The sequence below is a fragment of the Pseudarthrobacter sp. NamE2 genome (assembly GCF_005796205.1).
In the GTDB taxonomy this organism is placed as follows: domain Bacteria; phylum Actinomycetota; class Actinomycetes; order Actinomycetales; family Micrococcaceae; genus Arthrobacter.
The window spans coordinates 46,126-66,696 of the sequence record NZ_VAHN01000002.1 but is presented as its reverse complement, the minus strand read 5'-3'; the positions used below and the strand labels follow the sequence as shown (position 1 = coordinate 66,696).

At 66.3% G+C, this 20,571-nt stretch carries 22 protein-coding genes; 16 read left to right on the top strand and 6 right to left on the bottom strand.

Annotated features, from left to right (window positions below):
- Window positions 1-35 precede the first annotated feature (35 nt).
- The 5 genes from FDW83_RS03210 to FDW83_RS03190 all read left to right on the top strand — a co-directional run bounded on the left by FDW83_RS03210 (window position 36) and on the right by FDW83_RS03190 (window position 4,108).
- The gene (locus FDW83_RS03210) at window positions 36-1,595 is read left to right on the top strand and encodes a PspC domain-containing protein (protein WP_138136174.1); all 1,560 of its coding nucleotides are present in this window, start codon (window positions 36-38) and stop codon (window positions 1,593-1,595) included.
- Between the two features lies 1 nt (window position 1,596).
- Entirely contained in the window at window positions 1,597-1,896 is a 300-nt protein-coding gene (locus FDW83_RS03205) for a hypothetical protein (protein ID WP_138136173.1), read from the top strand.
- Window positions 1,897-1,899: 3 nt separating this feature from the next.
- Window positions 1,900-2,157, top strand: coding sequence for a PspC domain-containing protein (locus FDW83_RS03200; RefSeq protein WP_138136172.1), 258 nt, complete (start codon window positions 1,900-1,902; stop codon window positions 2,155-2,157).
- 181 nt (window positions 2,158-2,338) lie between these two features.
- Window positions 2,339-3,364, top strand: coding sequence for an ATP-dependent 6-phosphofructokinase (locus FDW83_RS03195; RefSeq protein WP_138136171.1), 1,026 nt, complete (start codon window positions 2,339-2,341; stop codon window positions 3,362-3,364).
- A gap of 27 nt (window positions 3,365-3,391) precedes the next feature.
- On the top strand, window positions 3,392-4,108 hold the full coding sequence (locus FDW83_RS03190) for a GNAT family N-acetyltransferase (protein ID WP_138136170.1): 717 nt from the start codon (window positions 3,392-3,394) through the stop codon (window positions 4,106-4,108).
- Here the strand turns inward: FDW83_RS03190 and FDW83_RS03185 are convergent.
- The 5 genes from FDW83_RS03185 to FDW83_RS03165 all read right to left on the bottom strand — a co-directional run bounded on the left by FDW83_RS03185 (window position 4,070) and on the right by FDW83_RS03165 (window position 8,721).
- Entirely contained in the window at window positions 4,070-5,590 is a 1,521-nt protein-coding gene (locus tag FDW83_RS03185; RefSeq protein WP_138136169.1) for a DHA2 family efflux MFS transporter permease subunit, read from the bottom strand. The two genes, FDW83_RS03190 and FDW83_RS03185, sit on opposite strands and share 39 nt — an antisense overlap.
- A 44-nt stretch (window positions 5,591-5,634) precedes the next feature.
- Window positions 5,635-6,042 (bottom strand): ankyrin repeat domain-containing protein, encoded by a 408-nt coding sequence (locus FDW83_RS03180; protein WP_138136168.1) that lies wholly within the window; start codon window positions 6,040-6,042, stop codon window positions 5,635-5,637.
- Complete coding sequence (locus FDW83_RS03175; RefSeq protein ID WP_171027431.1) at window positions 6,039-7,124, bottom strand: folate-binding protein YgfZ; 1,086 nt, start codon at window positions 7,122-7,124, stop codon at window positions 6,039-6,041. The genes FDW83_RS03180 and FDW83_RS03175 overlap by 4 nt, the downstream gene beginning before the upstream one ends.
- Window positions 7,125-7,172: 48 nt before the next feature.
- Window positions 7,173-7,781 carry an FABP family protein gene (locus FDW83_RS03170; protein WP_138136167.1) on the bottom strand — a complete coding sequence of 203 codons (609 nt, stop codon included), beginning with the start codon at window positions 7,779-7,781 and terminating at the stop codon, window positions 7,173-7,175.
- A 172-nt stretch (window positions 7,782-7,953) separates the two neighbouring features.
- Window positions 7,954-8,721 (bottom strand): permease, encoded by a 768-nt coding sequence (locus FDW83_RS03165; RefSeq protein ID WP_138136166.1) that lies wholly within the window; start codon window positions 8,719-8,721, stop codon window positions 7,954-7,956.
- A 334-nt stretch (window positions 8,722-9,055) separates the two neighbouring features.
- Between FDW83_RS03165 and FDW83_RS03160 the strand changes: the two genes are divergently transcribed.
- From FDW83_RS03160 to asd, 11 genes are all read left to right on the top strand, one after another.
- Window positions 9,056-9,754, top strand: coding sequence for a response regulator transcription factor (locus tag FDW83_RS03160; RefSeq protein WP_138136165.1), 699 nt, complete (start codon window positions 9,056-9,058; stop codon window positions 9,752-9,754).
- A 30-nt stretch (window positions 9,755-9,784) separates the two neighbouring features.
- Window positions 9,785-10,756 carry a mycothiol synthase gene (gene mshD, locus FDW83_RS03155; protein WP_138136164.1) on the top strand — a complete coding sequence of 324 codons (972 nt, stop codon included), beginning with the start codon at window positions 9,785-9,787 and terminating at the stop codon, window positions 10,754-10,756.
- Window positions 10,757-10,885: 129 nt separating this feature from the next.
- Complete coding sequence (locus tag FDW83_RS03150; RefSeq protein ID WP_138136163.1) at window positions 10,886-13,135, top strand: RNA degradosome polyphosphate kinase; 2,250 nt, start codon at window positions 10,886-10,888, stop codon at window positions 13,133-13,135.
- Between the two features lie 11 nt (window positions 13,136-13,146).
- The gene (locus FDW83_RS03145) at window positions 13,147-14,115 is read left to right on the top strand and encodes an NUDIX hydrolase (protein ID WP_138136455.1); all 969 of its coding nucleotides are present in this window, start codon (window positions 13,147-13,149) and stop codon (window positions 14,113-14,115) included.
- A gap of 54 nt (window positions 14,116-14,169) precedes the next feature.
- On the top strand, window positions 14,170-14,973 hold the full coding sequence (locus FDW83_RS03140) for a thymidylate synthase (RefSeq protein ID WP_138136162.1): 804 nt from the start codon (window positions 14,170-14,172) through the stop codon (window positions 14,971-14,973).
- Window positions 14,970-15,554, top strand: a complete 585-nt coding sequence (locus FDW83_RS03135; protein ID WP_138136161.1) for a dihydrofolate reductase — start codon at window positions 14,970-14,972, stop codon at window positions 15,552-15,554. The genes FDW83_RS03140 and FDW83_RS03135 overlap by 4 nt, the downstream gene beginning before the upstream one ends.
- Before the next feature lie 3 nt (window positions 15,555-15,557).
- On the top strand, window positions 15,558-15,776 hold the full coding sequence (locus FDW83_RS03130; protein WP_138136160.1) for an NF038396 family protein: 219 nt from the start codon (window positions 15,558-15,560) through the stop codon (window positions 15,774-15,776).
- Between the two features lie 116 nt (window positions 15,777-15,892).
- A complete protein-coding gene (locus FDW83_RS03125) occupies window positions 15,893-16,861 on the top strand; it encodes a WXG100 family type VII secretion target (RefSeq protein WP_240720832.1) in 969 nt (322 codons plus the stop codon).
- 20 nt (window positions 16,862-16,881) lie between these two features.
- Window positions 16,882-17,544: a hypothetical protein gene (locus FDW83_RS03120; RefSeq protein WP_138136159.1), complete on the top strand. Its 663-nt coding sequence runs from the start codon at window positions 16,882-16,884 to the stop codon at window positions 17,542-17,544.
- Window position 17,545: 1 nt separating this feature from the next.
- Entirely contained in the window at window positions 17,546-17,977 is a 432-nt protein-coding gene (locus FDW83_RS03115) for a phage holin family protein (RefSeq protein ID WP_138136158.1), read from the top strand.
- 124 nt (window positions 17,978-18,101) lie between these two features.
- A complete protein-coding gene (gene asd, locus FDW83_RS03110; RefSeq protein ID WP_138136157.1) occupies window positions 18,102-19,232 on the top strand; it encodes an aspartate-semialdehyde dehydrogenase in 1,131 nt (376 codons plus the stop codon).
- Between the two features lie 69 nt (window positions 19,233-19,301).
- Here the strand turns inward: asd and FDW83_RS03105 are convergent, their stop codons facing one another.
- On the bottom strand, window positions 19,302-20,414 hold the full coding sequence (locus FDW83_RS03105) for a winged helix DNA-binding domain-containing protein (RefSeq protein ID WP_138136156.1): 1,113 nt from the start codon (window positions 20,412-20,414) through the stop codon (window positions 19,302-19,304).
- Window positions 20,415-20,571: the final 157 nt, after the last annotated feature.

The window sequence follows — 20,571 nt, the reverse complement described above, 5'->3', positions numbered from 1 at the left end:
AGAGCGCTGACCAGCACAAACAGGAGGATTTAGGTATGAACTCGAAGCCCTCCTCCCCTGACGACGGCCAGCCCACCGAGCCCCTGCCAGCAGGCAACCAGCGGCCCACCGAGCCCCTGCCGTCATCGTCGACCACACCTTCGGATCCGTCCGAGCACACCTCCGCAGCACAGGACTCCGGTTCGCCGGAAGGCGCCGGGAACGACGCCGGCCACACCGGCAGCAGCGGCGACGCTGGCTACTCGGGCCAACAGGGCAGCCAGGACGCGCCGTCCGGCCAGTTCCCCGGCCCGCGGTACGGCTCCTCCACCACAGCGCAGTCCACGGACTTCTTCAGTTGGGTCCGCAGCCACGGCATCTACCGGGGCAGCGAGCGCTGGGTGGGCGGCGTGTCCAGCGGAATCGCCCACCGTTTGGGCGTCGATCCGCTCATCATCCGCGGCGTCTTTATTGTCCTCACCCTCTTCGCGGGCATCGGCGTCCTGCTGTACGGCCTCGCCTGGGCCTTCCTGCCGGAACCGGATGGAAGGATCCACGTCCAGGAAGCCGGAGCCGGCCGCTGGTCCACCGGCATGACAGGTTCGCTGATCGCGACTGTCATCGGCCTGACCGGGCTGGGCGGCGGCTTCTGGGGATGGAGCCATAACGGCTTCGGCGGATTCCTTTGGACAGTCTTCTGGGTGGGCGGTGCCATCTACCTGATCTACTACCTCTCCCAGCGCAACAAGGGCACCCGGCCCGCCATGGCCGGGGAACGAACCAGCGGATACAGCAGCACTTACGGGGCGGACTACGGAACGTCCGGCACCTCCTCCTTCTCGGCAACCGGCACCACCTACGGCACCTCCCCGGCCGCGGGCTCCATGCCGTCCTACGGCGGCAGCTATGGCGGCGGCTCCTTCGGCGACGGAACCGGCAGCAGCGGAACCCCGTACGGCGGCAGCACCCCGCGGCCGCCGAAGCAACGGCCGGCAGGCCCCGGAGCTCCCGCCGTCGCCATCGCCGCAGGGGCAGCACTGCTGGCAGGCGGCGGACTCAAGGCCCTGGACGCTGCCAACGTCATCAATCTCGGCGACTCCGCGAACGCCATCGTGTGGGCCACCGCGGCGGCGGTTTTGGGCCTTGGCATCCTGATCTCCGGGATCCGCGGCCGGACTGCCGGGGTCCTCAGCCTCTTCGCGGTGATCGCACTGATTGCCGGCGGCGTGTACAACGTGGTGGGCAACGGCGACCGGCTCCGGTTCCAGCAGGTGAACTGGAGTCCGGCAAGCATCGCCGAGGCCCGCGACGGGATCGACATCACCGCCGGACGGGGAACGGTGGACCTCACCAACCTGGGGGCGACCGCCCCGCTGCCGTCCGACGTCGTAATTCCCCTGGACATCACGGCAAGCAACGTCACCGTCGTGATCCCGGACAACATGCCGGTGGACATCAAAGCCGATATGACCATGGGAAACCTCAACGAGGCGACGGGCCAGCGCGGCGGCACCACCACCCGCGAAAGCAGCTACAACACCGACGAACCCGGCGCCCCGCTGGTCGTCCAGATCGACGGCACCTTCAGCAATGTCACCATCGAGGAAGGCAACTGAGATGAGCAACAGCAATCCGGCACCGGAGCCCTACGTGCCCGGCAGCTACTTCACGGAAACCCCGACGACGGCGGGTAACGAGGCTACGGGACCGGCAAGCGCCCGGGTGGGCACCATCGTGTGGGGACTTATCGTCCTGGCGCTTGCGGCTCTCATCATCGTCGCGCAGCTGGGGTTCGTGACCCTCAACGGCACGTATGTGCTGATCGGCCTCATGATCGGAGCCGGCGCAGCACTGGTGGTGGGCGGCCTGCTCTCCGCCCGGAAACGTGACAACGACACAACAACACGGAAGTCTTGAGCCATGGACAAGTTTTTCAGCATCGTCAGGGGCCTCGGCCTGAAGCGCGGCCCGCAACGGTGGCTCGGCGGAGTCCTGGGCGGCATCGCAGCCAAGCTGAACGTTGACGTCGCCTACGTGCGCATCGCGTTCCTGGTCTTCTGCCTCCTGCCCGGCCCGGCGGTCATCTTCTACCTGCTGGCGTGGGTGGTCCTTCCGGACCAGCGCAATGTGATCCCGCTGCAGACGTTCCTGGACCGCCGCTCGCTCAACCGGCCCTAAGCGGAAACTACCGGCCACTGAAGCTCCTGCCCTCATTGAGCAGGAGCTTCAGGCGTTGACGGCTTACTGGCGGCGGCCTTGTAACGGGTTTGTGTCGTAACCCACACCTCCCACTACACTTCTAGGTGAGCTCAGCGTGGCGCTCTGCCTGTAAACACTCTCCCAGGATTTGAGCCAAATCATGAAAATTGGAATCCTTACCAGCGGTGGCGACTGCCCCGGTTTGAACGCGGTCATCCGCGGCGCCGTCCTGAAAGGCATCGCCATCCACGGCCACCAATTTGTCGGATTCCTCGACGGCTGGCGCGGCGTGGTGGAAGGCGACATCATCGACATCCCCCGCACCATGGTCCGCGGCATCGCCAAGCAGGGCGGCACCATCCTCGGCACGTCCCGCACCAACCCCTTCGACAACGGCGGCGGGCCCGAGGTCATCAAAGCCCACATGGACCGCCTGGGCATCGACGCCATCATCGCCATCGGCGGCGAAGGCACCCTCGCAGCCGCCAAACGCCTTACCGACGCCGGGCTGAAGATCGTCGGCGTCCCCAAGACCGTGGACAACGACCTCGACGCCACCGACTACACCTTCGGCTTCGACACCGCCGTACAGATCGCCACCGAAGCCATCGACCGGCTCCGCACCACCGGCGAATCCCACCACCGCTGCATGATCGCCGAAGTCATGGGCCGGCACGTCGGCTGGATCGCCCTGCACGCCGGGATGGCCGCCGGCGCCCACGCCATCCTCATCCCCGAACAAAAAGTCAGCATCGACCAGGTCACCGAGTGGGTGAAGGAAGCCCACGCCCGCGGCCGCGCACCCCTGGTGGTCGTCGCCGAAGGCTTTGTCCCGGCGCACATGGAAACCCCGCACTCCGAACGCGGCCTGGATACCTTCGGCCGGCCCCGCCTCGGCGGCATAGCAGACCAGCTTGCCCCCGAGCTCGAAGCCCGCACGGGCATCGAAACCCGCGCCACCATCCTGGGCCACATCCAGCGCGGCGGCGTCCCCTCCGCGTACGACCGCGTCCTGGCCACCCGCCTGGGCATGGCCGCCATCGACTCCGTCGTTGAAGGCTACTGGGGCACCATGGTGGCCCTCAAAGGCACTGACATCCGGCACGTAGGATTCCAGGAAGCCCTCGGCCAGCTTAAGACCGTCCCCCAGCGCCGCTATGACGAAGCGGCGGTGCTGTTCGGCTGAGCCTTCCGGCAGTCCTAGGCTGGGAGCATGACACTCGACCCCGGTTCTGCCGCCATCATCCAGCTTGCCTGGGCCCGCCGCCTGGGACTGGACGACGACGCCTTCGGTGATGCCCTTGCCTCAGGCGAGCGGATCGTGCGGGCCGACGAGTCGGCCCGCACCGTGGAATTCATCCGCCTGTTCGGAAGTTCCGCGCTGGTGGGGCCGCAATGGATCATTGACGCGGCAGCGGGGATACCGGACGAGGAGATGGCACAGCACGTGACGCTCCTGACCCTGACCCGTGCCCACGGCGGGCACGGGCTGGGGGCAGCGGCGCTCTTCTTTGCGGACGACCTGCCCCTGCAGCAGCCCGCCGGGGAGATGACCGTCTCGCACGGCAACCCGGAGGCGATAGAGCTGGAGGGCAGGTGCCCGCCGGACGACGTCAACGAAGTTGGCCTGTCAGATCTGGAGAACCGCTACACGATCCTGCATGAGGTGGACGGACGGCGGGTTCCCCTGGCATGCGGCGCCTACGCCGAGTGGGAGGGACTGCTGGCCCACCTGGGGGTCCTGGTGGATCCGGCATGGCGCCGGCAGGGGCTTGGGTCACTCGCGGCATCCATCGCGGCGCATGAAGCCCTGGCAGCAGGCTTGACGCTGCAGTGGCGAACGGACGTCAGCAACACGGGATCGCTCGCGCTGGCGCGGAAGCTGGGCCTTTCAGCCGGTGGAATCCAGACCAGCGTCCACCTTGGCTGAGGCAGGGGCCCCGCCCCAGTGCCCCACCGGCTGAGGTTTCGCGAAGAACAACGCCACAACCGCGCCTACCAGGACCACCGCGGCGGGCAGCAGCATGGACTGGCCCATCGCCGTCGAAAATCCGTTGTGCAGGGCTTCCGGTAGAGTACCCGTGAGGGCCATCCCCTCACCCGAAGCTTCCGGGCCGGTTTGCCCTTCTGCGGACAACTCCGCGGCAAGCCGGGCCTGGATCAGCACGGCGATTGCGGCACTGCCCAGCACCGCGCCGAACTGCCGGGTGGTGTTGTAGACGCCCGAGCCGGCACCCGCCTGCTGCGGCGGCAGGTTCCGCGTTGCGGTGGTGCTGATCGGGGCCCAGATGCCGGCATTGGCGAAGCCCAGGACGGCGCTGGGCAGCAGGAACATCAGGATGGGTGTGTCCGGCTGCATCAAGGCCGCGTTCCACACCAGCGCCACCGCCATCAACAAGAGGCCGCCCACGGCGAGGTACTTGGGATTCACCCGGTCCACGATCCTGCCCACCACCGGCGCAAGGCCGCCGGAGATCAAAGCCATGGGCACCATCAGGAGGGCGGACTGCGTGGGCGTGAGCCCGCGGACCATCTGGTAGTAGAAAATCAGTGGCAGGCCGAATGCGGTTACGGTGAAGCCGACGGTGGTGATGCCGATGTTGGCGAGGGAGAAGTTCCTGTCGCGGAACAGCCCCAGCGGCAGGAGCGGTTCGCCCTTGTTGAACCGCTGCCACACCACGAACGCCGCCAGCACGGCCAGGCCGGCGATAATGAGCCCCCAGACGTTCACGGGTCCAACAATGGTTCCCCAGTTATACGTCTCCCCTTCCTGGATGCCGAAGACCAGCAGGAAGAGGCCGACGGCGCTGAGCACCACCCCCGGGATGTCGAACCGGTGCGGTCGGGTGCTGAGGTCAGGAACGTTGCGGAGCACCAGGATGAAGCCGGCGATCCCCACCGGCAGGTTGATGAAGAAGATCCACTGCCAGCCCAGTCCGTCCACGAGGACTCCACCCAGGATGGGACCGACCAGCGTGGCCATGCCGGCGGTGGCGCCCCAGACGGACATTGCCGCCCCGCGCCGGTTCGGCGGAAAGATCCGCGTGATGACGGCCATGGTCTGGGGTGTCATGATCGCCGCGCCGAGGCCCTGGAGGACACGGGCGGCGATAAGGGTTTCCACATTCGCGGACAACCCGCACCACAACGAGGCGAGGGTGAACACCACCAGCCCCGCGAGGTAGAGCTTCTTCGGACCAAACCGGTCGCCCAGCCTGCCGGTGATCAGGAGCGGGACGGCGTACGCCAGCAGGTAGGCGCTGGTCACCCAGATCACCGAGTTGATGTCCGCGCCGAGGCCCTCCATGATCCGCGGGTTGGCCACGGACACGATGGTGCTGTCAATCAGGAACATGAAGAACCCGATGACCAGCGACCACAGGGCCGGCCAGGGCTTTGCTACGTTTTCCACTCGATCATCCTTCAGGGTTTGGCTTCCGGGCGGACCCGGAGAGGCTAACCCAGGAGATCGAGGATCTCCTGGCGGGCAAACATCTGCGCCGCTGCGCGTGCTGACGGGGTGCCGGCGTCAGGGTCGGCGCCGGCGGCCAGCAGGACGCGTGCTACGTCGGTGTAGCCCTTAAACGCGGCTCCAGCGAGGGGCGTCTGCCCGCGGTCATTCGCAGCATCCGCCCCGGCGCCATGCTGCAGGATCAACTGCACGGTGTCAGCGTGGCCGTGGTAGGCTGCGAGCATCAGGAGCGAATCGCCGGCGGCGTTGGTCAGCCCGGCCGGCGCTCCTGCTTCCAGGTAGGCACGCAACAGCTCCGTGTTCCCTTCCCGGGCACCTTCGAAGAGGGTGTGCGCCAGGGCGACGGCGTCGTCGTCCGGCCCTGCCGTTGCTTCGGCACTGTCGTTGGTCATTCGCGTGGCCCCCTGAGGAATCCGGTCTGGCGCCCCACCACCTGGCCGGCGTCCGGAGCGACGATGAGTTCTTGGCTGGCGGGGTACGGTTCGTCCCCGTCAAGGACCGTCAGTATCTCATCCGGAGCCACCGAACGTTTTATGACCGCCAGCGCCACCGGTCCCATCTCGTAATGCTGGGCAACGGAGGTTACGGTTCCCACCTTGCGCTCCCCCGCCAGCACCGGGCTGCCGGCGGCGGGCATGGTGTGCTGTGACCCGTCCAGCTGCAGGAACACCAGGCGCCGCGGCGGGTGACCCAGGTTGTGGACGCGGGCAATAGTTTCCTGGCCCTTGTAGCAGCCCTTGGCCAAGTGGACCGCGGTACGGAGCAGGTCGAGCTCGTGCGGAATGGTCTTATCGTCCGCCTCGGCGCCGATGCGCGGCCGCCAGGCGGCTACGCGAAGGGCTTCGGCGGCCAGGGTGCCGGCAAGGGGGCGGTCCGCCACAACCTTCTCCAGCTCTGCTGCTGGTACGAGGTACTCGAACCAAGGGCGCTCCAGGCCGGGGTGGTCCTCCTCGGACACGGTGGCATAGGAGTAACCGCCTGCGCTGACGTGCGGCCAGGGGTCCTGCCAGGCAAGCAGGCCGGACCATTCGGGAACCGCCCTGGTACTGCCCATCACAGCCCAGTCGGCGGAAACGTCGGCCACCTCCACCCGGAGCATGAACTTCATCCTGTTGAGGTATTCCGCCAGCGGCGCCGCTTCGGCAGCCTCGACGATCAGCCAGGTGGTGCCGCCGTCGTCGATCACCCGTGCGTCGAAGTCGATCCGGCCCTGCACGCTGAGGAGCAGCAGCTCGCTGGACTCCCCCGGCGCAAGGTTGGTGATCTGCTGGGAGGACAGCGTGTTGAGCCAGCTCAACCTGTCCGGTCCGGTGACGGTCACCACGCCGCGGTGGGAAAGATCGACGACGGCGGTTCCGGCGGCGAGGGCGCGCTGCTCGCGCAGGGGCTCGCCATAGTGCAACGCGACGCCCGCGTCCGCACCGGCGGCCTCAACCGCGCCGGGGCGCGACAACAGAGGGCTGGGGATAGTCATATTCAGGCCAACGTCCTTCAGTGGGCGGGTATTCCAGCCCGGCAGGGGTCAGGAGACTCTCTTCAGGAAGGCTGACGCGTGCGCTTCCAGGCCCTTGCCGCCCCCTCCGCCTGTTGCCACGTCCCACCGCCACAACAGGTTGCCGTCCACCAAACCGAAGATCCGGGTTGCGGCACTGTAGTCCTTTGAATGGCTTCCCCGCATCACCATGTCGGTGGTGAGCCGGATCTGCGGTCCCTTGATCTGCCCGTAGTACAGCTCGGAAATGCCGCCGGGATGGGCGATGGAAACCGAAATGTCGAAGCCGCCCTCGCTGTTGCGGAGGGCTTCCACCTCATCGGCGCTCTTCAGCGCCGGCACGATGTCTGCCGGCACCAGGCCCGGACCGCCGTCGGCATCAAGCTGCTTGCGCTCCAGCGCCCAAAAGCCTGTCTCAACAGTGAGCGGGCGAAGGCGCGTGCCGTCGTCGTCGGTCAGCCAGCTCTCCGCCCGGTACTGGAGGTAGGGCAGGCCGTTATGCGTAAAGGAAACGTGCTGCAGGAAGTGCTCCGAGTCCTCATCCCCGCTGCCGAGCCGGCCGCGGCCCTCCCACTCGCCGATGAGCCAGGAAAGGGGGACAAGTTCAGGGGTCAGATCCGTGGGAATCTCAATGGGCACAGCTATTACCTCGAAATACGGCTAGCTCCGTGAAGGGTGGTCTACTTCTGGCCCTTGAAAAGGCGGTAGACCACGAAGCCGGCGAACCATGCCATGGACAGGCTGGCGATGCCGAGCAGGACAAGGAAGAAGATTTCAAAAGCAAGTACGGACATGATGCCATCCTAACGCGTTAGTAGATGAGGAGCTTGTCTATGAAGTAGGCGAGCGAGCCCACGGCGGACACGGGTGCAAGGCCCATGCTGAGCGCCGCGGCAAGGTTCAGGGGGGCACCGCGGAGGGTCACCATCCGGCGGAAGCTGGCCAGCACCGCGCCGACCACGACGCCGAAAACAGCGGCCGGCAGGACAGCGATATCGGACAGCACCAGCCCGGCAAGCGGGCCGGCAAGCCCGGCCAAAACCATGCCCAGCGGCGCCACCATCCGGTCCGGCCAGCGGATAAGCCCTGTGAGCAACGCCACAGCAGCACTGATGGCCGCCACGAGCAGCATTTCCCGGATTCCGTTGAACCTGGCCCCGGCCACCCAGCCTGAGCCCAGGCAGGAGAGCAGGACCCCTACGCAGCAGCCAAGCGTTGATTCGAGCCGTTGGGCCTGTCCGGTGCCGCGGATCAGCTGAACCACAAACACGGCCATCATCCCCAGCGCCATGAATCCGGGGGTCCAGTCCAGGTAGCCGGGGGCGGGGGCGACCGCGGCGGCGGCAGCGGATCCCGCACCGGGCAGCGCGATGACTGCGGCGAGCGTCTTTTTGGCCGGGATCCGGAGGAAGTGCGGCCAGCCGATTCCGACCGCTGCGGCGATGAGGACAGCAACAGCCACGAGGGCCTCGCGGGAGCTGTAGACGCCGGCGATGATCGCTGCCAGGCCTGCGATTCCCGCAATGCCGATAGTCCAGGAACCGAGGGAGCGCGCGGGCGCCTGCAGTTCTGCCGTCATGCGGAACCCGGCCTGCGCTTCATCTCTGCACTCACTGCGCTGTCATCCCATCCTGGCGTCGACCGGCGGGGTGTCCCCCTTCATGGCAGGGCATGCCGCCCTTGCTCAATCCTGCCTTATGTGACCGGGATATGTCGCAAAACGTGCCTTTGCAGCCCGGTAATCTCTGGCCCAACAGGGGCTGCCGGGTATACTCAAGGTTCAGCTACGCTCCCTGTCCAGGTGGCGGGCCGGCAGCTCCACACCGGCCTTGAATCCGGGCAGGAAGCCTGTACCGGCCGGTGAAAATCCGGTTTAGTCGCCCAATGATGCGCGGACAGCCCTTGGAGGAACAATGTCGCACATCCTGTTACTGACGAACAGCACCGGCTCTTCGGTAGACATCCTGCCTGCTCTGGAGTTGCTGAACCACCGGGTGCACATCCTCCCCGCCGAGCCTACCGCCCTGCTCGAGACCGATCCCTGCGACATCGTGCTCCTGGACGCGCGGAAGGACCTTGTGGGGGCCCGCTCCCTCACCCAGCTCCTGAAAGCCACCGGGCTCAGCGCACCGCTGGTGCTGATCCTCACCGAAGGCGGCATGGCGGCCGTGTCGTCCGCCTGGGCTGTGGATGACATCGTCCTCGATTCGGCCGGCCCCGCAGAGGTGGAGGCACGCATCAGGCTTTCCGTCGCCCGGGCGGTACCCGAGCAGGAGGACGCGCCCAGCGAAATCCGTGCCGCCGGCGTCATCATCGACGAAGCGAGCTACACGGCCCGCGTCAACGGCGCGCCGTTGAACCTGACCTTCAAGGAATTCGAGCTCCTTAAGTACCTCGCCCAGCATCCCGGCCGGGTATTCACCCGCCAGCAGCTGCTCACCGAGGTGTGGGGCTATGACTACTACGGCGGCACGCGCACCGTTGACGTCCACGTCCGGCGGCTCCGCGCAAAGCTGGGACCGGACCATGAGAACCTGATCAGCACGGTCCGCAACGTCGGGTACCGCCTGACCCTGGTACGGCAGCAGGAAGACGAGCTCACCGAGGCCTGACCGGGGCCGTGACCCGTATAGCCTTGCCCTATGACTCCAGCGCACCCTGAAAAGTGGCCCGTCCTTGTTGTCCGCGGCGGGGTTGACCCGCAACTCCTCCAGGATTGCCGCGGCCTGCTGGCAGCTGCAGAGGAGGCGGACGGCAACCCCTCGATCTCCGAGCAGACACTGGTGACCATGCGCGCCGGGAACTCCGCTGAGCATTCGTTGCTGACCCTGGCGCTGTATGCCCCTGACGAGGACTCCGATCCCGCCACCGGCCAGGACCTGGCGGGATTCGCCGTCGTGGTTGAAGAGCCGGACGGCACCGGCATCCTGGAAATCGCCGTCCACCCCTCCTACCGCAACCAGGGTGTGGCGGACCGGCTGGTGGGTGCCCTGCTGGAGGCCCGCGGGCTGGACGGCCTGAAGGCCTGGTCGCACGGCAACCATGAGGCCGCGGCCGACCTCGCTGCCCGCTACGGGTATGCACCGGTGCGTGAGTTGTGGAAGATGCGCATGACGACGGCAGGCACCGACCTTCCCGACGCCGGCCTTCCGGACGGTGTGTCGCTGCGCGCCTTTGTTCCGGGCCAGGATGAGGATGCCTGGCTGGCGCTCAACAAAGCGGCCTTTGCGCACCACCCGGAGCAGGGCAGCCTCACCCGGGCGGACCTGGAGGCACGGATGGCGGAGGAATGGTTCGACCCTTCCGGCTTCCTCCTTGCCGAGGATGCCGGCGGCCGTTTGCTCGGCTTCCACTGGACCAAGGTGCATCCGCAGCACGGGTCACACCCGGCGATCGGCGAAGTGTACGTGGTGGGGGTAGCGCCCGAGGCACAGGGCATGGGTCTTGGCAAGGCGCTGACCATCGCCGGGATCCGGTACCTGCAGGATCTGGGCCTGCACGCGGTGATGCTCTACACGGACGCGGACAACACTCCCGCCGTCTCCTTGTACCGGCGGCTGGGATTCACCCGCTGGGACATGGACGTGATGTACGGACCGGTGGCGGCCAGTTAGGCCAGTCGGCTTACTTCACGGCCGGAGGACCTGAATCCAAGGCTTTCCGGATACGGATGCTTGTAAGGTTGAAGCAGAACCGCGCGGGCCGGAAGCGCCAGCATCAAGCGCCCAGGTAAAGGAGATGCCATGAACCCGGAACCTTCCGGAACAGCCACGTCCCAGGATGTTGCAGTGCCCGTGCGCGCCCGCTTCGGCTCATCCGAGGTGCCCGCATCCCGGGCCACCCAGGACCGCATCGACATTCCCGAGTTTGCACCCAACCTGCAGCCCGACGGAGACATCCGCCCGGACCGCTTCCTGGACCGCGAACTGAGCTGGCTCGCCTTCAATTCCCGGGTCCTGGAGCTCGCCGAGGATCCGTCCCTGCATCTGCTGGAACGGGTCAACTTCCTGTCCATCTTCGCGTCCAACCTCGACGAGTTCTTCATGGTCCGCGTTGCCGGGCTGAAGCGCCGCATCGCCACCGGCCTCGCCGTGCCCTCCCCGGCCGGGCTGAGCCCGGTGGAGGTCCTGGAACAGATCAGCGAGGAAGCCCACCGGCTCCAGCAGCGGCACGCGCAGGCGTATGCGGAGCAGATCCGCCCCGCACTGGCCTACGAGCACATCCACCTCATGCAGTGGGATGAACTGGACGATGCCGCCCAGCAGCAGCTCAGCGTTATGTTCGCGGAGAAAGTGTTCCCCATCCTGACGCCCCTGGCAGTGGACCCGGCGCACCCGTTCCCCTACATCTCGGGCCTGTCGCTGAACCTCGCCGTGGTGGTGCGGAACCCCATCAGCGACAAGGAGCTGTTCGCCCGCGTCAAGGTGCCGGACCAGCTGCCCCGCCTGATCTCCATCGACGGTCCCCGCGCGGGCGCCGTGCCAGGCCGGGTGGCCCGCTTCATCGCGTTGGAAGATGTCATCGCCGTACACCTGGACAAGCTGTTCCCGGGCATGGAGGTCCTGGAACACCACACCTTCCGGGTCACCCGCAACGAGGACGTGGAGGTCGAGGAGGACGACGCCGAGAACCTCCTGCAGGCACTCGAGAAGGAACTCCTGCGGCGCCGCTTCGGCCCGCCGGTGCGGCTCGAGGTCACCAATGACATCAACCCCAACATCCGGGCGCTCCTGATCCGCGAACTGGGCGTGGAGGAATCGGAGGTCTACTCGGTGCCGGCCCCGCTGGACCTCCGCGGGCTGTCCGTCATCGCCGGCATTGACCGCGCGGACCTGCACTACCCCAAGCACGTCCCGCACACCTCCCGTTTCCTTAACGAGTCCGAGACGTCCAAGGCCGCCAACGTCTTCGCTGCCATGCGCCGCCGCGACATCCTGCTGCACCACCCCTACGACTCGTTCTCGACCTCCGTCCAGGCCTTCCTGGAGCAGGCCGCGGCCGACCCCAAGGTCCAGGCCATCAAGCAGACCCTCTACCGCACCTCCGGCGACTCACCCATCGTTGACGCCCTGATCGACGCCGCGGAGGCCGGCAAGCAGGTGCTGGCCCTGGTGGAAATCAAGGCCCGCTTCGATGAGCAGGCCAACATCTCCTGGGCCCGCAAGCTTGAGCAGGCCGGCGTGCACGTGGTGTACGGCATCGTGGGGCTGAAGACGCACTGCAAACTGTCCCTGGTGGTGCGGCAGGAAGTGGACGGGCTGCGCCGCTACTGCCACATCGGCACGGGCAATTACCATCCCAGGACAGCCCGCTACTATGAGGACCTGGGCCTGCTGACCGCCAACGACCAGGTGGGCGAGGACCTGTCCAAGCTGTTCAACCAGCTGTCCGGGTACGCGCCGAAGTCGACGTTCAAGCGCCTGCTCGTTGCGCCGCGGTCCGTGCGGTCCGGGCTCATTGACCGGATCGAAACCGAAATCCGCAACGCCAGGGCCGGAGTGCCCGGGCGGGTGCAGATCAAGGTCAACTCCATGGTGGACGAGGCCATCATTGATTCCCTGTACCGGGCCTCGCAGGCCGGGGTGAAGGTGGACGTGGTGGTCCGCGGCATCTGCTCGCTCCGCCCCGGCGTTCCGGGACTAAGTGACAACATCACGGTGCGCTCCATCCTGGGCAGGTTCCTGGAGCACTCCCGCGTGTTTGCCTTCGCCAATGGCGGGGATCCCGTGGTATACGTCGGATCTGCGGACATGATGCACCGCAACCTGGACCGCCGCGTTGAGGCGCTGGTGCAGCTTGGCAGCGCTGACGACATCAACTACGTCCTGGACCTGCTCCGGCGCTACCTCGCTCCTGAAACCGCCAGCTGGCACCTGGACAGCGGGGGCAACTGGACCCGGCACCACCTGACCGAGGACGGGAAACCCCTTGAGGACGTCCAGTCATGGCTGCTGGCGTCGCGTCCCCGGCAGCGCAGCCTGAGCCGGCGGTAAGGGCAACAGTTTTGTCGAGCGATGCACTCGTAGCTGACCAGACAGACCATCCGGGGGAACCAGTAGCAGTCACTGCTGCCGGAGCCATTCCCTGGCGCGTCACCAAAGACAGGCTGGAAGTCCTGCTGATCCACCGTCCCCGCTATGACGACTGGTCGTGGCCCAAGGGCAAGATCGACGACGGCGAGACCATACCTGAATGCGCTGTCCGTGAGGTGCGGGAGGAGATCGGGCTGGACGCGGCACTGGGGATTCCGCTGCCGGCCATCCACTACCACGTGGCGTCGGGCCTCAAAGTGGTCCACTACTGGGCCGTCAAGGCCAACGGAACCGGTCTCGTTCCGGACGGCAAAGAGGTGGACGGTCTCATGTGGTGCACCCCGGAGAAGGCGTCCACGCTGCTGTCCAATCCCACCGACGCCAAACCTTTGCAGTACCTGCGCGAAGCGCACGAACGCGGGGAGTTGGACACCTGGCCGCTCGTGGTCCTCCGCCACGCAAAGGCGAAACCGCGCTCGTCCTGGACCAAGGCGGAAGGCGAGCGGCCCCTCGCCGTAACCGGAACCCGCCAGGCGCAGGCCGTGGGGCGTCTGTTGCAGGCCTGGAAGCCGCCGCGGGTGGTGACGAGCCCATGGCTGAGGTGTGTGGCTACCGTTGCACCGTACGTCAAGGCAGTGGGCGCGAAAGTGAAGATGGCCGAAGCCCTGACCGAACACCGGCACGAGCGAAGTCCAAAAAAGACTGCTGCCGTGATCGAGTCGCTCTTCGACAAACGGCGGCCCGTGGTTGTCTGCACCCACCGCCCCGCGCTGCCCACCGTTCTCGGCCAGCTGGCGAAGCACATGCCGGCCGCGCTGGCAAAACTCCTGCCGTCCGAGGAACCGTACCTCTCGCCCGGCGAACTGGTGGTCTGCCATGTGGCACCTGGTGCGAAAAGCAAGGTGGTCGCCGTCGAACAGTTCCGGCCGTTTGACGACTGAAAACTGCTTCCGGGGTTTCCAGCCACATGTCGGAACCCCGATAGACTGGGATGCGTGAGCATCCCAACGCCCTATGAAGACCTCCTGCGCGACGTCATGGCCAACGGCACGCACAAACCGGACCGGACCGGAACCGGAACCACCAGCGTCTTCGGGCGCCAGATGCGCTTCGACCTGGGCAAGAGCTTCCCGCTGATCACCACCAAGCGGGTGCACTTCAAGTCCGTGGCCGTTGAGCTGCTGTGGTTCCTGCGCGGCGAGACCAACATCAAGTGGATGCAGGACCAGGGCGTGACCATCTGGAACGAATGGGCGGACGAGGACGGCGACCTGGGCCCGGTGTACGGTGTCCAGTGGCGCAGCTGGCCCACACCGGACGGCGGCCACATCGACCAGATCGCCGAGCTGGTGGATAGTCTCAGGACCAACCCGGACTCCCGCCGGCACATCGTCTCCGCCTGGAACGTGTCCGAGCTTCACGACATGGCGCTCCCGCCGTGCCACGCCTTTTTCCAGTTCTACGTAGCGGACGGCAAACTGTCCTGCCAGCTGTACCAGCGCTCGGCGGACATGTTCCTGGGCGTGCCGTTCAACATCGCCTCATACGCCCTGCTTACATGCATGCTGGCCCAGCAGGTGGGCCTCGAGCCGGGAGAGTTCGTCTGGACCGGCGGGGATGTGCACATCTACGAGAACCACATGGACCAGGTCCTCAAGCAGCTGGACCGGGAGCCCTACGAGTATCCGCAGCTGAAGATCAGCCGCAAACCAGAATCCATCTTCGACTACACCCTGGAGGACTTCGAAGTGGTCGGCTACCAGCACCACCCCACGATCAAGGCGCCGATTGCCGTATGAGCACCGGAAACTTCACCGACCCGCAGTCATTCACCGAGGAGCTGGCCGCCTCGACCACCGGCGTCGGCCTGGTGTGGGCGCAGACACCCGACGGCGTCATTGGCAAGGACGGCGACATGCCCTGGCACCTTCCCGAGGACCTCAAGCACTTCACGCGCCTGACCACCGGGCACCCGGTCATCATGGGGCGCAGGACCTGGCTCTCCTTCCCGGACAAGTACCGTCCCCTGCCCGGCCGCACCAATATCGTCATCACCCGGCAGAAAAACTGGGCGGACATGCCCGAGGCGGAGGGCGCCGTCGTGGTTCCTTCCCTGGATGATGCGCTGCTGGAGTCGCAGTTCGTGGACGGCGGCGACACCGTATGGATCCTTGGCGGCGGCGAAATCTTCCGCCAGTCCACGGAACTCGCCAACGTAGCTGTGGTCACCACGATCGACATAAAGGCCGACGGCGACACGTTCGCTCCCGTGCTAGGCACCAGTTGGGAGGCCACCGCCTCAGTCCCGCCGGACGGGTGGCTTACGGGCGCCAACGGCACACGCTACAGATTCACCAAGTGGTCAAGGACAGAGGGCTAGGACATGCTGAAAAAGCCGGAAACCCTTTTTGTCCTCGGATACATGCTGCTGCCGTTGCTGGCGCTGCTGTCCGCGATTGTGGGGCTCACCATGATCCTGGGCGGCAACAAGATCGCCGGCGCCGTGGTGCTCGTGGTGGTCACGCAGGTCTTCGCCTTCGGCGCGTTCTTTGCGCTGCGTGCCCGGAAAGCTGCCGTCGTGGAGGAGACCAAGCGCGGCTAGCCGGGCTGCAGGGGTATGGGGAGTCCAGCCCATCGCGGTCCCTGCCCGTCCTGGCCTAGGTTGGATCCGCAGTGGCAGAGGCTGCTTCATGAAGACAAGTATTGGGGGATGCCGGGGTGGCAGGAACATTGTGGGGCGCCGACGTCGCGCAGCTGCGCACGCTCGCACAGCAGTTCAGCAATACTGCGGACCTGCTGCTGCAGCAGTCGGCGCAACTGAGCGGCCAGATCAACAACAGTCCCGCCTGGAAAGGCCAGGATGCCGCCCGTTTCCGTTCCGACTGGAACAGCAGCCACCGGATGCTGCTGCAAAAGACCGCGTCCCGACTGAAGCAGGAATCCAAGCTGCTCCTCACGCACGCCGATGAACAGGACCGGGCAAGCAACGCCGGAGGGACAGGCGGCCCAGGCGGGTCCGGGCCGGGAGGGACACCAGGGAGCACAGGTCCTGGCGGGAATGCCCCGGGGCGGGCAAGCAACAACCCGTGGGGCCCGGACTGGCTCGCAGACCCGGACTCACCCTTCCGCGACGGCTGGGACATCTACGGCCTCACCAAGGCGTTTCCAAACTTCCGTGCAGGCATCTTCGACATCGCCGCAATGCTGCACAAGTCGCGGATCGGCGACTTCCTGGACCCGGTGGCCTGGCGGGCGTTCCAGAACTCCAACGAGTTCAGCAAGTTCTTTAACCTTTCCAACAACCTTTTCGAAGGCAGGTTCCACGAGGTCCTGGACCTTGCCGAAGGGTCAAGGGCATTCCAGTACAGCGACGTCTTCAGTAAGGGACTGGGCGTTGTCGGCGTGGGCCTGGACAGTCTGGACGCCTTCAACAACTTCCAGGAAGGTGACTACGGGGCGGCAGCGTACTCCACCACCAAGGCCCTGCTGGGCGCCGGCTCGTTCCTGCCGCCTCCCGCCGGGACAGTCTGCATGGTGGCCAGCGGCGCCCTTGCCCTGTATGACAACGTGCCCGTCATCCGGGACTCCGTGAACTACGTCGGCGACAAGATTGCGGACGGGGCGGAGGCCGTTGGCGGGGCCATCAGTGACGGTGCCGACGCTGTCGGCGACTTTTTCGGCTTCTGAGGAAATAAGGGGAACAACCAGTGACTGAAACGACTACAGCCGCCCCGCCGGCAGCCCAAAAGAGCTTTCCTGACGCCATCGGTTTTGGCTTCGCGGAACTACTGGTGCTCCTAAACCTGCGGCGCAACTCCGCTGCCGAAGAGTCGGCCAGGGCACTGCGCCTTGAAAGGGAACTCGACGATGCCTCCTTGCTGTCTGCCGGTGCGTCATCCCTTGTGGCCCGCGGCGCCGCCACGGCAGGCCCGGGCGGCGAACTGTCCGTGGAGGGGCCCGTCGCAGCCGTCACCAGTGCACTGACGGAGGCCACCAAAAGGGTACAGATCAACCTCCTGACAGCGGACTCTACGGACAATGTCCTGTCCGTTGAGTCGCCGGATTACACGATCCTGTTGCAGCCCCGCGCCTACCTCAGCTGGTTCGCAATGGCCCAGCGACCCGATACCACGCCGGCAGAAGCCAACTTCTTCATCGTCCGCAAGCATCTCGAGGACAACCCGGCGGGCGGGGCCACCATACGGCTGCTGCAGGACGGCGCCGGCAAGCAACTCCTCATCAAACGCAACGGAACGGACTGGACAGTAGGGTACGGAGCCCTGGATGCGCCCTCTGAACCCATCCAGGAAATTGCGGGCCTCACCAGCGGGCAGGTGCTGGACCACATCCGATCAATCCGACAGGACTAGCGTGCAGAACGGTTTTCCCGGCAGCAACCCGGGTTCCAATTCCGAGGACCAGATCCGTTTCAACCACGACCAGGCGGTGGCGCGCGGGGAAGAACGTGTCCTTTTCCGTACCGTGGACGGTAGGCTCCACAGCTATGCCAGGGATGAACTGGGAGTGGTCACCGCCAGTTCCCACCCGCAGGTGCGGTCTGCGGGCGGCTTTGTGGTGACGGCGGTCTTCTTCGCGGCCCTGGCGGTCTTTTCCGTCTTCCTGGTGGCAGGACCCACCAGCCGCGGTCAGGATCCTATGTGGGGCGCCCTGCTCCTTACCGTGGCAGGCTTGGGCGGCGTGCTCTACGCGGCGCGGATGGCAGGTGTGGCCGCAAAGGCCAAGCGTCTTCGGGCAGAGCGGGGCATCCCGGAGCCCACTGCCCGCCAGTTCGACAGGCCCTGACTGCTGCGCCTGGAACTGCCACCGCGAGGCGCCTCACCAAGGCGCTTCCCGCCGTCGTAATCTGCCTCTCCGGGAGTGACGTAACCGACTGCGCCCTTCCGGTTGCGACGTCTAAAATGGACGAATGACTACAGCAGCTACCCCTTCCGTCGGCCTGGTCGGATGGCGCGGCATGGTCGGCTCCGTCCTCATGCAGCGCATGCAGGACGAGGGCGACTTCGCCAACATCAACCCGGTGTTCTTCTCCACCTCCAACGCGGGAGGTGCCGCGCCGTCGTTCGCTGACGGCGCCGGCAAGCTCGAAAACGCGTTCGACCTCGAGACCCTGGCCAAGCTGCCCATTATTGTCACCGCCCAGGGCGGTGACTACACCAAGCAGGTCCACGGCGAGCTGCGCAGCCGCGGCTGGGACGGCCTCTGGATCGACGCCGCTTCCACGCTCCGCATGAACGATGACTCGATCATCGTGCTGGACCCGATCAACCGGGACGTCATCGACAAGGGCCTGGTCAATGGCACCAAGGACTTCATCGGCGGCAACTGCACGGTCTCCTGCATGCTGATGGGCCTCGGCGGCCTGTTCAAGAACGGCCTGGTGGAGTGGGGCACCTCCATGACCTACCAGGCTGCCTCGGGCGGCGGAGCCCGGCACATGCGTGAACTGCTCAGCCAGTTCGGCACCCTCAACGCCGAGGTCAGCTTGGAACTGGACGATCCCGCGTCGGCCATCCTGGACATCGACCGCAAGGTCCTGGCACACCAGCGCACCGGCATCGACGCCACCCAGTTCGGCGTCCCCCTGGCCGGCTCCCTGATCCCCTGGATCGACGCCGACCTGGGCAACGGCCAGTCCAAGGAAGAATGGAAGGCCGGTGTCGAGACCAACAAGATCCTGGGCACGTCCGAGGAAAACCGCGTCATCATGGACGGCCTCTGCGTCCGCATCGGCGCCATGCGCTCCCACTCCCAGGCCCTGACCTTGAAGCTTCGCGAGGACCTGTCCGTCGCCGAGATCGAGAAGCTCCTGGACGAGGACAACGAGTGGGCCAAGGTGGTTCCGAACACCAAGGAAGCCTCCATGGCCGGGCTCACCCCCGTAGCCGCCTCCGGCACCCTGGACATCCCCGTGGGCCGCATCCGCAAAATGGAGATGGGCCCGCAATACATCAGCGCGTTCACCGTGGGCGACCAGCTCTTGTGGGGCGCCGCCGAGCCGTTGCGCCGCATGCTCAACATCGCCACCGGCAACCTGTAACTCTTCCAGCTGCCTCACGAGCGGCCCTGGCCCAGACGGGTCGGGGCCACCTCTGCTTCCCGGGCACCGTCAGGTCTCCAGGAACTCCAGGTACCGCCGGGCGGAGCGGTGGAAAGCAGCTCGGGCTGCCGGGCCAAGCGCGCGGGTGCTGTCAAAAAGCTCGGGTACGACGGCGGCAGTCCGGCTGGTGCCTTCCCGTCCCCAGGTGCCAATCACCTCCCCCGCGGCAACCACCGTCTTCCTGAAGACCCCGTTGCCGCCCGGAACAATGTTGTTGGCATGCTCGGGCGGCAGCACCAGGCTGCGGTCCGTGTAGCCCAGCAGGAACTCGTCGAAGCCGGGCAGCAGCAGGACAGAGCGGGAACCCGGAACGCCGGCGTCTAACAATGCCGCAGTCTCAGGGGACATCCAGTAGCCGGTACCGTCCAACACCAACTCAACGAGCTGGCTGCGGATCTCCTCCAACGCAACCCTGACCTCGGTCAGCGGAATCTGCGTCCACCACGCGAAGTCGCGAAGAGTGGCCGGTCCGTGGCTGCGGAGGTAGCGGAGCAGGAACTCTGCGATCGCCTCAGCCCTGTCTATGCAGCGTGACACAGGAATCCATTCATCGAAGGCCACCAGCAGCTGCTGGTTTCCGGCCACTGGTCCCTGTAGCAGCCATCCGTGCCGGCACAGTGTCCCCAGGATGTGGATCCCGCGCTGGCCCTCGGTAGGCTGCCCCGCGGCGTCGAACTCCTTGAACAGGTCTGTCCGGCTGACGGGCCCGCCCGCGCTGATACGGCCGAGGGCGATGTCCCGGCATGCCTCCACGTCCGCCCAGGTAATGCCAAGCGCCCGGTGACGGGCCGCGATGCCCTTCGTCAGCCGTTCTGCGGTGAGGTCCAGCATCCAGCGCAGGTCCTCCGGCGCCACCAGGTGCAGGGTTCCCCGCATCGGCCATGACCGGACCACAGAACCGGAATCGAGGGCTGAGCGAATTGCGCTGAGGCCCGAACCCGGGAGCCGGATGCCCACGGCCCAGAGCGCCGCCTGGAAGTCCTGCGCTTGCATCGCCGTCATCCACCGCACCACGTCCGCTACGGACCCCGGGTGCTCCCCCATGGGCAGCAGCTTCTGGGATACAAGCCTCAGCCGGCCCATCAGCCTGCGGTCCGGACGCTTCCCCACCTCTGCAGCCATGCCCTCATCCTACGATCGTGCCGGAACCCCGGCAGCAGGGCAGTTAGGGTGGCACCAGCCAGCCCGAACCCCTGCGGCTCCTCCCCTCCCTCGTGATGAGCCTGGGTGGCGGTTACGCAGTACTCTTTCCGGCGATCGGGATCAGCCTTGGGGGCGT

Coding starts and splice junctions, on each gene's coding strand:
- FDW83_RS03200 (WP_138136172.1), top strand. CDS start 1,900: ATGGACAAGTTTTTCAGCATCGTCAGGGGCCTCGGCCTGAAGCGCGGC.
- FDW83_RS03130 (WP_138136160.1), top strand. CDS start 15,558: ATGCTGAAAAAGCCGGAAACCCTTTTTGTCCTCGGATACATGCTGCTG.
- FDW83_RS03180 (WP_138136168.1), bottom strand. CDS start 6,042: ATGACCAACGACAGTGCCGAAGCAACGGCAGGGCCGGACGACGACGCC.
- FDW83_RS03210 (WP_138136174.1), top strand. CDS start 36: ATGAACTCGAAGCCCTCCTCCCCTGACGACGGCCAGCCCACCGAGCCC.
- FDW83_RS03105 (WP_138136156.1), bottom strand. CDS start 20,414: ATGGCTGCAGAGGTGGGGAAGCGTCCGGACCGCAGGCTGATGGGCCGG.
- FDW83_RS03135 (WP_138136161.1), top strand. CDS start 14,970: ATGAGCACCGGAAACTTCACCGACCCGCAGTCATTCACCGAGGAGCTG.
- FDW83_RS03175 (WP_171027431.1), bottom strand. CDS start 7,124: ATGACTATCCCCAGCCCTCTGTTGTCGCGCCCCGGCGCGGTTGAGGCC.
- mshD (WP_138136164.1), top strand. CDS start 9,785: ATGACTCCAGCGCACCCTGAAAAGTGGCCCGTCCTTGTTGTCCGCGGC.
- FDW83_RS03205 (WP_138136173.1), top strand. CDS start 1,597: ATGAGCAACAGCAATCCGGCACCGGAGCCCTACGTGCCCGGCAGCTAC.
- asd (WP_138136157.1), top strand. CDS start 18,102: ATGACTACAGCAGCTACCCCTTCCGTCGGCCTGGTCGGATGGCGCGGC.
- FDW83_RS03195 (WP_138136171.1), top strand. CDS start 2,339: ATGAAAATTGGAATCCTTACCAGCGGTGGCGACTGCCCCGGTTTGAAC.
- FDW83_RS03150 (WP_138136163.1), top strand. CDS start 10,886: ATGAACCCGGAACCTTCCGGAACAGCCACGTCCCAGGATGTTGCAGTG.
- FDW83_RS03160 (WP_138136165.1), top strand. CDS start 9,056: ATGTCGCACATCCTGTTACTGACGAACAGCACCGGCTCTTCGGTAGAC.
- FDW83_RS03190 (WP_138136170.1), top strand. CDS start 3,392: ATGACACTCGACCCCGGTTCTGCCGCCATCATCCAGCTTGCCTGGGCC.
- FDW83_RS03165 (WP_138136166.1), bottom strand. CDS start 8,721: ATGACGGCAGAACTGCAGGCGCCCGCGCGCTCCCTCGGTTCCTGGACT.